The organism is Novosphingobium sp. PP1Y (genome assembly GCF_000253255.1).
Taxonomy (GTDB): domain Bacteria; phylum Pseudomonadota; class Alphaproteobacteria; order Sphingomonadales; family Sphingomonadaceae; genus Novosphingobium.
Genome location: NC_015583.1, coordinates 791879 through 805338, shown reverse-complemented (window position 1 = coordinate 805338; position 13460 = coordinate 791879). Strand labels below are relative to the sequence as shown.

Genomic DNA, 13460 nt, shown 5'->3' with positions numbered 1-13460 from the left:
CGCTTCGGAGTGCTACGGCATCGATTCCGGTTCTGACGTTATGACGAAAATTGTGCATATAGAGCTGTGTGCAACTTCGTATTTTTCTACAAGATACATTTTCTCAGAGCAGCTTCAAATACGGTCAGGAACTTGTCGACATGCTCGTCCTCGCAGACCAGCGGAGGACGAATCTTGAGCGCATCCTCGTTAGCTGCCGTCGTGCTGATAAGCACGCCGTCGTCCCGCAAGGCGTTGACCAGATCGAGCGCCAGCATCCTGCGCTCCATAGAGGAACTTCCGTCAGGCCCCATATCGACCCCGAAGAACAATCCGGCGTTTCGGATCGCGCGAATTCCGGGGGAGTGCGCGGCAACGAGCTCAAGGCCGGCCCTGAGGCGCCGGCTCACGGCGACTACCTTTTCCAACATGCCGTCGCGCTGCAGGACGGTCAGAACGGCACTGGCGGCGGCGATGCCGACCGTGTTTCCGGCAAAGGTGTTCGAGTACCGCGCGGTCTGGCCGAACAGTTCCATCGGATGCTGGCGGCCTACGACTGCGCCGATCGGAAAGCCATTCCCCATAGGCTTTCCCAGCGTGGCCAGATCGGGGACGATACCGTGGCGCTCGAAGCCCCACATATGCGAACCGGTGCGGCCGAAGCCCGGCTGAACCTCGTCCGATATAACCAGGCCACCCGCCTCGCGGACAGCCTCGACCGCGCCGGCGATGAAGCCCGGCGGATCGATCCAGACGCCATCGCTTGAAAAGATGCTGTCGAACAACAGCGCAGCCACGCCGATACCGCGGCGTCGCAGGTCCGTAATTGCGGCGCGAACCTGGGCTTCGAAGTATGATGCCGCCTGATCATCGGGCACGCCGCTCGGTCCGGGCAGCGCGACCATGCGCACGGTCGGGCTGAGGTTCACCGCGGCTCCCAGATTGGGAGATACTGCGGCCACGGCGGCGCTGGTTCCGTGATAGGCATAGGAGGTGACGATTACGCCTTCGTTGCCGCTTACCAAGCGCGCAATGCGCAAGGCAAGGTCGTTGGACTCACTGCCGGTGCAGGTAAACACCACGCGGTCCATCTCGGCGGGAAATGTGCCGACGAGCCTTTCCGCATAGTCCACCAGCTTCGGCTCAAGATACCGGGTATTGGCGCTGAGCCGGGCCGCCTGCTCGGCCATCGCCGCATTCACTTCGGGATGGCAGTGCCCGAGTGACGGCACGTTGTTGTAGAAATCGAGATAGGCGCGGTTATCCGGGTCGTAGAGCCACATCCCCTCGCCGCGCACGAAGTGGACCGGTTTGCGATACTGCAGCCTGTATGAAGCGCCGAGAACGGCATCACGCCGCGCGATCAATTCAGCCTCGCGTTGGGGAAGCTCGGCCTCGCCGGGCCTGAAGCGGTTGGGCATGAGATCTACGGTCATGAGATGCTGCCTATATTATGCGGTTGTCGTTCAGGAGGTGGGTGCGGCTTCAGGGAGGGTCGAGCCCCGCCGCGGCGCGAATTGCCGCTTCGCCCGACGACACATCGAGCAAAGCCAGTACCGCCAGCCCTTGTTCCGCCCGCTTCACGTTCTTCATGATATAGGGGGCGGCAGCCGGGAAAAGGTGTGACCGCCAGTTGTTGATCAGGACCAGAGCGCTCTGGCGCGCACGCATCAATCCGAGCAGGAGCGATGCTTCGAGTTCCGACAAGGGAGCCAGCGATGCATAGCCGGCGATGACATGTTCCGCTCCGCCCAGCGGAGTGCGCGGATCGATGACGAAATGTCCAGCTGCAATGGCGAGGTCCTGAACTCGCGGATTCCAGCCGCCATCGCCGAAATCGATGAACCCGATGCCCTTGCCGGTATCGATCATGTTGAACGGACTGGGATCATTGTGGGTGACTTGCCAGTCGAGGTCGGCGATGTGCGGAGAAATGTCGCGAATGTACTCCGCCATGGCACTGCGCACGAGCTTCGCAGTCCGACCCTTGCTAAGATAGCGCTCCAGTTCCACCAGCCAGGGCCAGCAGGCGATGTTCCATAACACGGGGCGCCGTGCCGCCGGCGGGTCGGTGTCTTTCATGGCGAGATTGAGCCGAGCGAGCGCCGCGCCGACTTCGCGGAGAATCTCCGGAGTGCGCGGCACCATGTGCAGCGGAATCCCGTCCATGCGCGTTTGGAGGTAGCCGCAGCCCCCCTCATGCTCGAACATCAGCCCGCCAGAGAGCGTGTCGATCACCTTTGGCGCCATTACCCCATCGGCCCCGCGCAGACCTGCCAGCGCGGCGGACTGGAACTGAAAGCTTTCAAGGGCCTGCGGCCTCGAAGACGTCTTGAGAATGAACGCCCGGCCATCGGCCAGCCTTGCATCGAAGGTGCGCTCTACTTCGGACGACAAGGCGGTGAGAGCACCCTGCTGCCCGTAGTGCTGCTCAAGCAGCAAGACCGGCACATCGGGCTCCGATGCGTCGGGCAGCATGGCCAGGCGCTCCGCAGCGGCCTGAAAGTAGGCCCTGTCATCGCACGTTGCACGTTGATTGCCCGCCAGGATACCGATTTCCCTGACCTCCGCGTCGGTTGGATCGCCGGTGCGTGACTTCACCTCGAAGGTCCTATCGCAAGGGTACGAGCACACCGGAACGATGCACCATGTCCCATATGAAAAGCTGCTTCGGCTTTGCAGCGAGCGCAGGGTTGATCTGCACCTTCCACCCAGTCTTTTAGCAAGACAAACAGCGACATAGATACCCTTTCCGCCCGGCCGTCCTTATCTTCACAGGCCCAGCAGGGCCGGGAGTTCGTGGAAGTCCTTGATGCGGGTCACGCCATAATGATCTGTCGGCGGTTCATGCCCGCGATCGACGAAAACCTTGGCGCCAAAACCCAGATCGTGTGCCGTCATCAGATCGTAGCGCGGGCTCGATGAAACATGCATCATGTCTTCCGGTCTACAGCCCAAATGATCGAGCATATACTCGAACGGCCGCATCAGCGGTTTGTAGGCGCCCGCTTCCTCGGCCGTCAGCACGGCATGGAAAGGCACGCCAATATTGCGCACACTGTGGGGGATCAGATCGACCATGCTGTTGGACAGGATGACGAGCGGATATTGCTCCGCAATCAGGCTCAAGGGCCCGGGAACGTCGGCGTGGGGCTGCCAGGTGGACACGGCATCGTAGAGTGCCTGGATGTCGCGCGCGTCATGTTCGACCCCATGCTTGCGGCAGGCGCGTTCGATCGAGTTGGCAATGACATCGTAGAACGGCTTCCATGCGCCCAACACTTCATCCAGACGATAGGCGCGGAATGAATCAAGAAAGGCATCCATCTTCGAAGGCTCGACGCGGTTCAAGAAAATTTCGCGCGCGCTTGGCCCCATGATGAAATTGATCATGGTGCCATAGCAATCGAAACTAATGTATTTTGGCCTGAACATGGGAGGACACACCTTGGTCGAAGTTTTCTGACATGACCAAGGCTAGGTGCGGAGCAGTGCGGAATGCTGCCGTTGTCTCGATGGTCAGAAGAATCTTGTCCCGCCTTGGAGGCTCTCCTTGGAATCGGCACAGGATCGTGGTCGATCAGCAATGCCCTTGTGCTTCCATCAGCTTCGATTTTGCCAGATTCCTCTCAGGCTCAATCGAGGCATTTCCAGGGACAGGGGCACATCGACACCTGCCATCCATCGCCGACAAATCAATTGGGACTAGGAGCGAAAAGTTGATCAATTGGATAACTCTCGCGAACGATTGGAGAGTCGAGCACAATATAGCAGGAATATTTTCCTATCCCGGCTTCACTTTCCAGCAATAATTCCATGACCTTCTGGTAATGGCTAACGCTTCTTGCCACCACTTTAAGAAGGTAGTCATACCCTCCTGTAACATGATGGCATTCGACAATTTCACGAAATTCACTGACGTGCTGAAGAAATCGTTTGAAATTACCTGTGCGATGGCCGGTCAATGTCACTTCCGTGAACACCATCAAATGCTCGCCCAGCAATTCTAGCGCGATGCGGGCACCGTAAGATTTAATATAGCCCAGGTTTTCAAGGCGCTTGACGCGGCAGAGGCAAGGGCTGGTCGAAAGGCCGACCGCATCCGCCAATCCGACATTGGTCACGCGACCGTGTTCCTGGAGAAACGATAAGATCTTGAAATCTATCCGGTCAAGCTTTTCCATTTCATTTTCCGATGCGCGGACTGGCCTTCAAGCAATTTGCATTTTTTTCGAAATGCCTCGGCAGCGTATACGCCGCGCAGCCACAGTTATCACCGGGGAATGAAGCGACTCCAGCAGATATTAACCGCATGCGACCTGGAAACTTGAACTCTGTGCTGCTTTGCACGTCTGATTGACTAGGCCAGGCACCAACTGCAGGCCGCCCACAAGATGCTGTCGCATTGCAACGCCCAGTGAGCCAGCGGCGCGCCCGTACCTTGAATGTACGACTATTTCGTCCCTTTCTCGCATGAAACCGGACCTACCGGTCATCCCGACTTTGCTGATGTGCCTGACTCCGTCATCGACAATGCGAACAGTCCTGCCAATCTGGATGTTGTAGGAGACATTTCGGATTGTCCGACCTCGCCGCCGAAGGATGCCCAATCGTTGCGCTTCCTCCGATGTTCGCTTCTGATGAATGAGCACGGGCGCCTGAACTTCTGAGAAGAGTCGTCGGCGGCGGGACTGATTTGTCGAAATTGCGCGATAGTGCAGTCATCGCCGTGAAAATGCCGCCGGCGTACTTTAAATCGACCATTTGCAGAACTCGAGTCGCCAAAGCGTCGCTTCGCTGCTATCGCCTGTTGTCCTGCACCCTGAAACGGGTTCTGCGGCCTTGCGTGCTACGTTCACTCGCGAGGATAGGTTTCTTCGGACGTGGTTTAAGGTATCTAACAGATGACATTCGACAGGGGAAATCGCGGCTATGGTCGTGATCGGTTCGGCGGTGGTGATGATCGTTGGGGCGGCGGAAACGATCGCTTTGGCGGTGGTGACCGCTTCGGTGGCGGCCAGCGTGGCGGCTTCGGTGGATCGCGAGGCGGCGGTTTCGGCGGTGGCGGTTCGCGTGGCGGCCCAGGCCAGGTTGTGGGTCAGGGCCGTGGCACGGTCAAGTTCTTCAACCCCGACAAGGGCTTCGGCTTCATTCAGCTTGAAGATGGCGGCGACGATGCTTTCGTGCACATCAGCGCTGTACAGTCCGCCGGCCTCGAAACGCTGGCGGAAGGTCAGCAGCTGGAATTCCAGCTGGTCGAGCGCAACGGCAAGGTTTCCGCATCTGAACTGACCATCGTCGGCGAGGTCATTGTTGCCGAACGTCGTGAGCGGCCTGCCGCTCCCGTTCAGCGTCAGTCCACTGGCGAGAAGGCCACCGGCACCGTCAAGTTCTTCAATGGCACGAAGGGCTTCGGCTTCATCGTTCGCGATGACGGCCAGCCTGATGCGTTCGTGCATATCAGCGCCGTCGAGCGCTCCGGTCTGCACGGCCTTTCGGAAGGCGATCAGCTCGAGTTCGAGATCGAGATCGATCGCCGCGGCAAGGCGTCGGCCGTGAATCTCGTCCAGCGCTGACGGACTTGGCCAGGGCCGCCGCGGGAGGCCATGGCTACATCTCGTGCTTTCCGCCGCCGATCGCATCACGATCGGCGGCGGAAAGCACCCGGCTTATGTCAAAGCCCCCTGAACAAAGCCGCCTTCGACAGGCTGGCAGCGGGACCGGGGGCGAGTGTTCTCGATTCGAACGCGCAAAACGCGGGCGGACCAGCTCCCCCTCGGAACTGATCCCCGCCCAAAGTGCTCAAACCTTAGACCGTAGGCTTTTCATCCCCGCCTGACGGCCTGGGACCCTAGCCTTGTCCTGGCGCGATCATCGTCATGGACAGGCCCATAAGACGACAACGGATTGCATGACTAACGACGATCGCAGCGGCGACAATGACTCTCCTCTTCTCGACCTGGACAAGGGCTCGGTCCAGCGGTTCATCGCGCGCGCCAAAAGCAAGGGCGTCATCACGGTCAAGGAGTTGAATGCCGCTCTGCCGCAGGACCAGATGACCACCGATCAGATCGAGGACATCATGGCCGCGATCTCGGATATGGGCGTCAAAATCATCGAGAACGACGATGATGACGATGAGGAAGGCGAGCAGGAAGACGGCGTGGACGCCGTTGATGGTCGCGATGACGATTCCGGTTCGGATTCCGAGTTCGCCGAAGGCAATTCACGGCGCCGTCCCGGCGAGACGCGCAAGGCCGACACGCTCGCGCGATCCGACGACCCGGTGCGCATGTACCTGCAGGAAATGGGCGCCGCCGAGATGCTCAGCCGCGAGGGTGAAGCGGCCATTGCCAAGCGTATCGAAGCTGGCCGTGACATGATGATCATGGGGCTCTGCGAAAGCCCCTTGACCTTCCACGCGATCATCGGGTGGTCCGAAGCGCTCAATAACGGCGACATGCAGCTTCGCGAGATACTCGATCTCGACGCGATGCTCTCCAAGGAGCCGCAGCCCGAGAATCTGGGCGAGGACGGTGAGGCCGACGGCGAGATTTCCGCTGCCACCGCCGGTCCCACCTTCAAGGAGGACGACGATTCCGTCGAGGACAACTCGGAGGAAGTCGACGAAGACGGCAATCCGATCCCCAAGCGCAGGGGAGAGGAGGATGAAGAAGATGACAACATTCTATCCCTCGGCCAGATGGAAGCCGCGCTCAAGCCGGAAGCGCTGGCAAAGTTTGCGCTCATCACGGAATTGTTCCGCACCTTCGAACGTCTACAGAGCGAGCGGCTCGACGCTCTGGCACTGGGCATCGATTTCCCGGGCGCCAAGGAAGACCAATACCAGCAGCTTCGTGAAGACCTTACGGCTCAGGTCGAATCGGTGCAGTTCCACGCAACCAAGATCGAAACTCTCGTCGACAACCTTTACGCATTCAACCGTCGCCTGACGACGCTGGGCGGCCAGATGCTGCGCCTGGCCGAACGCCACAAGGTCAAGCGCGCCGATTTCCTCGATGCCTACACGGGCCGGGAGCTTGACGACGCTTGGCTCACTGAAATGGCCAGTACGGACAAGAAGTGGGCTTCCTTTGCAGAAAGCGAAGCTGAACCTGCCGAGCGTATCCGCCTGGAAGTATCGGACATCGCCGCCGCAACCGGCATGGCGCTTCCCGAGTTTCGCCGCATCGTCAACATGGTCCAGAAGGCGGAGCGTGAAGCGCGCATCGCCAAGAAGGAAATGGTCGAGGCAAACCTGCGCCTGGTGATCTCTATCGCCAAGAAGTACACCAACCGCGGCCTGCAGTTCCTGGACCTCATCCAGGAAGGCAATATCGGCCTGATGAAGGCGGTCGACAAGTTCCAATACCGCCGCGGCTACAAGTTCTCGACTTACGCGACATGGTGGATCAGGCAGGCGATCACCCGCTCGATCGCGGATCAGGCGCGCACGATCCGAATTCCGGTCCACATGATCGAGACGATCAACAAGCTGGTACGCACCAGCCGCCAGTTCCTCCATGATCAGGGCCGCGAGCCCACGCCCGAGGAAATGGCCGAGAAACTGTCGATGCCGCTCGAAAAGGTGAAGCGGGTTCTGAAGATCGCCAAGGAGCCAATCTCCCTCGAAACGCCGATTGGCGACGAGGAAGACAGCAGCCTTGGCAACTTCATCCAGGACGAGAACGCCGTCATCCCGGTGGACGCGGCGATCCAGGCCAACCTGAAGGAAATGATCACTCGCACGCTGGCATCGCTGACCCCTCGCGAGGAGCGCGTGCTGCGCATGCGCTTCGGCATCGGCATGCCGACCGATCACACGCTGGAGGAGGTCGGACAGCAATTCTCGGTGACTCGCGAGCGAATCCGTCAGATCGAAGCCAAGGCGCTACGCAAGCTCAAGCATCCGAGCCGTTCACGCATCATGCGAGCGTTCCTCGACTAAGCACAGACCGTTCAACATCTGCCCGGATTGCGGACGGTCTTGCACCTGAGGACCATTTACGGCCGAAGGACCGCGATGGATCGACTGTTGCCAAGCTCCCGCGGCGGTCATCGCCGCGGCCGGAGCTGATTCAAACCGGTCATTGCCGGAACCAAGGCTGTTTAAGAAACCCTCCGTACGTTCGCCGGGTCCTGCCAGTTGTCGAACATCCGGAATTGACGCCCTTGACCAGGCGCGCAGACGGCGCCTTTGTTGGATGGAGCAATCGTCGCACGCTGGAGCGAGGTACGTTTTCGGTGCTATGGGGGGACTGCAAAATGGAGGGGTCGATGAAGAAATCCATATTGCTGCTTTCTCTCCCAGCGTTGCTTACCGCAGGCCAGGCAAGCGAGGCGCCTGCAGACGCCACCGCAATGAATAGCGTCACTGCTGTCGACACTGCCGCGGAAGAAAAGTTGATCCGAGGGCAAATCGAACACTGGCTTCAGTTCGTGAAAGCAAAGGATGCCGCAAGCATTGCAGGTCTTTACACCGAAGACGGCGCGGTGATGCCTCCCAATTCGCCGATTGGCCAAGGACGTAACGCGATCCAGCAGACCTGGGCAGCAATGATGCAGACGCCTGGGTTTGATCTGACTTTCGTTCCAGAGCAGATAGTGATGTCGACCTCGGGCGACATGGCACTCGATCGCGGAACGTATCGTCTGAGAATGGCGCCCGATGGCACCGAGCAAACCGACACGGGCAAGTACGTCGTCGTCTGGCGGAAAGTCGGTGGTGACTGGAAAGCCGCCGCGGACATTTTCAACAGTGACCTGTCAGCGAGCGGGCGCTAATCAAGCGCGAGGCGCCGCCTGAGTTATGTAAGGCCTGTGCCGCCAACTCGTGAACCGCGTCCGCAAGGTCGGAGGGTACGAAACAGGGCCGTCCGGACTTAAATGCGGTGATGCTGATGCAGCTTCAGCGGACGATCCCGGATACCGATTTCCCGAGGCGCTGCTCGAACACCGGCCGCCAGAAGCGGAGGATCAGACCCGGGTCGGTCGACGCAGCAGGAAAGCGGCGGACAACGCAAAAATCGTCAGTACCGCGAAAAGCGCAGGAAAGCCGAGCGCAGGCACAAGGGCGAGCGTCAGGGTCGGCACAATCAGCGAAGGCAGGGTATTTGTGAGGTTGAACAAGCCCAGATCCCTCCCCCGACGCGCACTGTTGGGCAGGATGCGCAAGGTCTGCGCGCTGTGCAGGGACAGGAACATTGTACTTGAAATACCGAACACGACGTACCCGGCCATCGCCAGATCCGCGTCATTGGCCAGTGCCATGAGCGCGAGGCCCGCGGCGCTGACGATCGTGCATATCCGCAAGGGCGCAATGGGTCGCCCGGCCAGATCGGCCCAACGTCCGGCCAGAAGAGCCGCGGGCGCAGCAAGGATGAGGACGAGGGACAGCAACCTAGCGACAGACGAATCGTCGAAACCCCGATCGATGCTACGGAACCAGATGTAGACATAGGCGAACAGGGAGGCTTCGGAGATCTGCACAAGGAGACGCGCAAACCACATGCGCGTTACGGTCAAGCGCAGCCATTCGGCACTAGCGAATCTTGCGTCGCGCTCGTGCAGCTCGGCCTTGGATCGGCTTGGCCCGCCTCGTCCGCCGAAGATCAGCAACGGCACTACGCAGGCAATGGTGATAAGGACAACGAGAACAAAGCGCATCTGCGCGTCGGCCATTCCCGGGATCGTGACAAAGGCGCCGGAACTCGCGCCCAGGGCCGGGGCAAAGGCAAGCAGCCCGCCAAAGATGCCTTTGTGCCTGTCGGACACTCCATCACCGGCCCATGCCGCGAGTGGACCCATCATCAAATTCAGTGCCAGCTGCCAGCCGATCACCGCCACAATCAGGACGGGCAACGTCTCGATGCTCGGGATCATGAGCAGGATGGCCCCGGACAGGACAAGCCCCAAAGCGACCCAGATCCGTCGTTGCCCGCTTAGGTCGCTCAGCCAGCCAAAGGCGATATTGCCGAGACTGGCGGCGATCGCACCGGCGAAAGTCGTCGCAGCGAGCCAATGCACCTGCTGGCCATGGGCCAGCAGTTCAACGCGAACCGGCAGGAGTATCGTCAGGAACGGTGTGTACGCGATCGTCGCACCGGCCCATGCCAGAGCATAGAGTACCAGGAAACTCCCGGCAGAAATGGAACTCTGCGGACCGGATGCCGCGTCTGCGGCGCCGATCCTAAGCACCCTGCCCCGGCGGAGCAGTCGATCCGCGCACGACGAGATCGGCTGAAATCACTTCGGCAGCATATTCTGAAGTCTTGTCGCGCTGCCACGCAATCAGCATCCGCACGGCGCGCGCGGTCATGTCCGCAACCGGCTGGTCGACGGCCGTGAGCGGCGGCCGGGTAAAGCGAACCGGCGGCGTATTGTCGAAACTGATCAGCGAGAGGTCTCGGGGGATCGAGAGGTCCAGCCGACGCGCAACCTCGACAGTGGCAAGCGACATCTGGTCGTTGCTGGCGATGATCGCTGTGGGTCGATCTTCCAGCGAGAGCAGGGTCTCAGCCGCCTGCTCGCCCGAGGAGAAGGTAAAGTCGCCGGTGGCCAGAAGTCCATCTGCGGCATGGCCAACGGACGCCATCTCGCCGCGCCAGCCGTCGATGCGCCATTGCGAAAGACTGTAGTTCGCCGGCCCCGCGATGAACCCGATCCGCGTATGCCCAAGGTCGAGCAGATGGCGCGTCGCGAGGCTCGCCGCGCCCTCTTCATCCATGGCGACCTTGAAACCGTCATGCCCAGTATCGTTGACCTCGGCGCGCGACCCCATGCGGGCATAGGGGATATTGAACCGGTCGAAAGTCGCAAGGATCTTCGGGTTTTCGCAATGCGGCGGCGTCAGGATCGCTCCATCAGGCTGCAATGCGGCAATCGCGGCCGCCAGCTCACGTTCGACATGATCGTTACGCGTATCGACCAGTTCGAAGATCAGACGATAGCCGTGCTCGGCACACTCCAGCATACCGCCAAGCAGCATCTGGTCCACCCAGTCCGTACCCTGGCGCGCGCGCCAGTCGGCGATGGTACGTTCCCGGTCGTTGAGGGCGAGGATCAGGTAGGACCGCGATCCGCTCATGCGCTGGGCGGCGATCGAGGGAACATAGCCCAGCTTGTCGATCGAAGCCCGGACGCGCTCGCGCATTTGGGGGCGCACATTGGGCTCGTTGTTGATAACACGACTTACCGTCTGCAGTGAAACTCCTGCGTCCGCAGCAACGTGCTTGATCGTGACTGACTGACGCCTTCGCCCCATGATCTACGGATTTCCCCCTGCGCCTTTCGGCATTTGCCAGACGCGACCCCGGTCGTTCGGCATGGACCTGGGTAGACCCCGATCGTCGGCGCCGCGGTGTTGCGACATCCATTCCATCCTCGCCCGCGCCGGGAACAGCCGCCCATTCTTGTGAACGTTCATCTAGATTGGAACGTTCACTCGGTCAACAGGACTGCCGCATGGATTCAATCCGCTCCTCAAAGTCCCGTCGCAAAATGCACCCCATATCTCGAGCCGCGCTCTGAGCCTTGGCAGTTGAACACAGGGACTTTTCACGGCCCCGTCTCTCCGGTGCATCAAAGGTGCGCAAATGATTGCCAGTCGTGAATCTTGTCCTGTAAGAAAGATATGGAACCCATCATGATGAGGTGTCGATCCACGCATGACGCCGGCAACCTATTCCGCCATACGCAAGGAAGTGGCCCAGGACCCACGCGCCGCCCTTCGCGACTGCGAGCTGTTGCTGGCTCGAAATTCAGACGACGCCGAAGCCCACCGCCTCGCCGCCCGGGCCTTGCGCGCCTTGGGCCATGACGAACGGGCCAGTTTCGAAGAGCTGGCCGCGATCGACGCGGCAACCCTCGATCCGGTTCTGATCCAGGCCGGACACGCAATGGTCCAGAACAGGCTTGAACAGGCAGAACCGCTGCTTCGCGGTCGCCTGCGCGAAAACCCGTTCGACGTCGCCGCCATTCGCATGCTTGCTGAAGTTGCAGGCAGGATCGGGCGCTATCAGGATGCAGAGAAACTTCTGCGCCGGGCGCTGGAACTCGCTCCCGCCTTCGTCGCCGCGCGCACCAATCTGGCCATGGCCCTCTATCGCCAGAACAAGACCGTGGAAGCCCTCGCCGAACTGGATCGCTTGACCGATGAAGGCCCCGGAAATGGCGTGCTGCGTGCCGCGGTCGTCGGGCGGCTGGGCGAGTTCGCCGAAGCGATCAGCCTGTACGAAAGCGTACTGGCGCGTCCGGGCAGCGAACGCCAACCGCGCATCTGGACCAGCTACGGACACGCACTGAAGACTGTGGGTCGGCAGGCCGATGCGGTAACCGCATATCGCCGCGCGCTGAACTTGCGCCCTGCATTCGGGGAGGCATGGTGGTCGATCGCCAATCTCAAGACGGTGCGCCTTGAAGAAGCCGATATCGCCGCGATCCAAACCGGACTTGCCGAACCCTCGGCCAACGCCGAAGATCGCTACCATCTCCATTTCGCGCTCGCCAAGGCGCTTGAGGATGCCGGGCGCCCGGAGCAAGGCTTCGACCATTATCTCACGGCCAATGCCCTGCGCCGTAAGCAGTTGCCCTATAGCGCCGAAAGAACGAGAAGTGCCGTCGATCGAACCATTGCCCTGTTCGATGCTCCATTTCTGGCGCAGCGCAAGGGCATGGGTTGCCCGGCACCCGATCCGGTATTCGTACTGGGCCTGCCTCGCGCTGGATCGACCCTGATAGAGCAGATCCTATCCTGCCACTCGATGGTCGAAGGTACGATGGAATTGCCCGATATCCTCTCGCTCGTCTCACAACTCGGCAAGGAAGGCAGCTATCCCGAAGTCATCTCCGATCTCGGTCCCGAGCGATTGCACGACCTGGGCGAAAGCTATCTCGAGCGCACGCGCATCCACCGCCGCGAAGGCAAGCTCCTGTTCATCGACAAGACGCCGAACAACTGGCTGCATGCCGGATTGATCCACCTGATCCTGCCCAATGCGCGCATCGTCGATGCCCGCCGCCATCCGCTTGACTGCGGCTATTCGAACTTCCGCCAACACTTCGCTACCGGTCAGGCGTTCTCCTACGACCTTGCCGACATTGGCCACTATTACGCCGATTACGTCCGGTTGATGCGCCATTTCGATACGGTCCTGCCTGGTCGCACCGTAAGGGTCATCCATGAGGACCTGCTGGATGATCCCGAAGCGGCGACCCGCAGCCTTCTGGATGCCCTGAACCTCCCGTTCGAGGATGCCTGCCTGCGCTTCTTCGAAAATGACCGCGCCGTACGCACAGCCAGTTCGGAACAAGTCCGCCGCCCGATCAATCGCGACGGCGCCGGCCTGTGGCGCGCGGTGGAGGACCGCCTGGCGCCGCTCCGCGAAGCCCTCGGGACCACGCTCGACGACTACGCTTGCCGCTAAGACTGAAGATATCACTGTGGCGCGGCGGCAACGCGACGTTAAAAAAGCAACACTGAA

At 60.5% G+C, this 13460-nt stretch carries 10 protein-coding genes; 4 read left to right on the top strand and 6 right to left on the bottom strand.

What is annotated here, in order from left to right:
* Positions 1-86: 86 nt before the first annotated feature.
* From PP1Y_RS04560 to PP1Y_RS04545, 4 genes are all read right to left on the bottom strand, one after another.
* Positions 87-1415: an aspartate aminotransferase family protein gene (locus tag PP1Y_RS04560; RefSeq protein ID WP_013836910.1), complete on the bottom strand. Its 1329-nt coding sequence runs from the start codon at positions 1413-1415 to the stop codon at positions 87-89.
* 49 nt (positions 1416-1464) lie between these two features.
* A complete protein-coding gene (locus PP1Y_RS04555) occupies positions 1465-2580 on the bottom strand; it encodes a phosphotransferase (RefSeq protein WP_013836909.1) in 1116 nt (371 codons plus the stop codon).
* Between the two features lie 171 nt (positions 2581-2751).
* Entirely contained in the window at positions 2752-3414 is a 663-nt protein-coding gene (locus PP1Y_RS04550; protein ID WP_013836908.1) for a haloacid dehalogenase type II, read from the bottom strand.
* Positions 3415-3674: 260 nt separating this feature from the next.
* The gene (locus PP1Y_RS04545; protein ID WP_013836907.1) at positions 3675-4163 is read right to left on the bottom strand and encodes an Lrp/AsnC family transcriptional regulator; all 489 of its coding nucleotides are present in this window, start codon (positions 4161-4163) and stop codon (positions 3675-3677) included.
* 720 nt (positions 4164-4883) lie between these two features.
* On the opposite strand from PP1Y_RS04545, the gene PP1Y_RS26535 reads away from it, so the two are divergent.
* The 3 genes from PP1Y_RS26535 to PP1Y_RS04525 all read left to right on the top strand — a co-directional run bounded on the left by PP1Y_RS26535 (position 4884) and on the right by PP1Y_RS04525 (position 8763).
* Positions 4884-5555 carry a cold-shock protein gene (locus PP1Y_RS26535; RefSeq protein WP_013836905.1) on the top strand — a complete coding sequence of 224 codons (672 nt, stop codon included), beginning with the start codon at positions 4884-4886 and terminating at the stop codon, positions 5553-5555.
* Positions 5556-5890: 335 nt separating this feature from the next.
* Positions 5891-7927 (top strand): RNA polymerase sigma factor RpoD, encoded by a 2037-nt coding sequence (gene rpoD, locus PP1Y_RS04530; protein ID WP_013836904.1) that lies wholly within the window; start codon positions 5891-5893, stop codon positions 7925-7927.
* A gap of 329 nt (positions 7928-8256) precedes the next feature.
* Positions 8257-8763, top strand: coding sequence for a DUF4440 domain-containing protein (locus PP1Y_RS04525; RefSeq protein ID WP_013836903.1), 507 nt, complete (start codon positions 8257-8259; stop codon positions 8761-8763).
* Positions 8764-8955: 192 nt separating this feature from the next.
* Here the strand turns inward: PP1Y_RS04525 and PP1Y_RS04520 are convergent, their stop codons facing one another.
* Positions 8956-10176: an MFS transporter gene (locus tag PP1Y_RS04520; RefSeq protein WP_013836902.1), complete on the bottom strand. Its 1221-nt coding sequence runs from the start codon at positions 10174-10176 to the stop codon at positions 8956-8958.
* Positions 10169-11242, bottom strand: a complete 1074-nt coding sequence (locus PP1Y_RS04515) for a LacI family DNA-binding transcriptional regulator (protein ID WP_013836901.1) — start codon at positions 11240-11242, stop codon at positions 10169-10171. The genes PP1Y_RS04520 and PP1Y_RS04515 overlap by 8 nt, the downstream gene beginning before the upstream one ends.
* Before the next feature lie 403 nt (positions 11243-11645).
* Between PP1Y_RS04515 and PP1Y_RS04510 the strand changes: the two genes are divergently transcribed.
* Positions 11646-13403, top strand: coding sequence for a sulfotransferase (locus tag PP1Y_RS04510; RefSeq protein WP_013836900.1), 1758 nt, complete (start codon positions 11646-11648; stop codon positions 13401-13403).
* Positions 13404-13460: the final 57 nt, after the last annotated feature.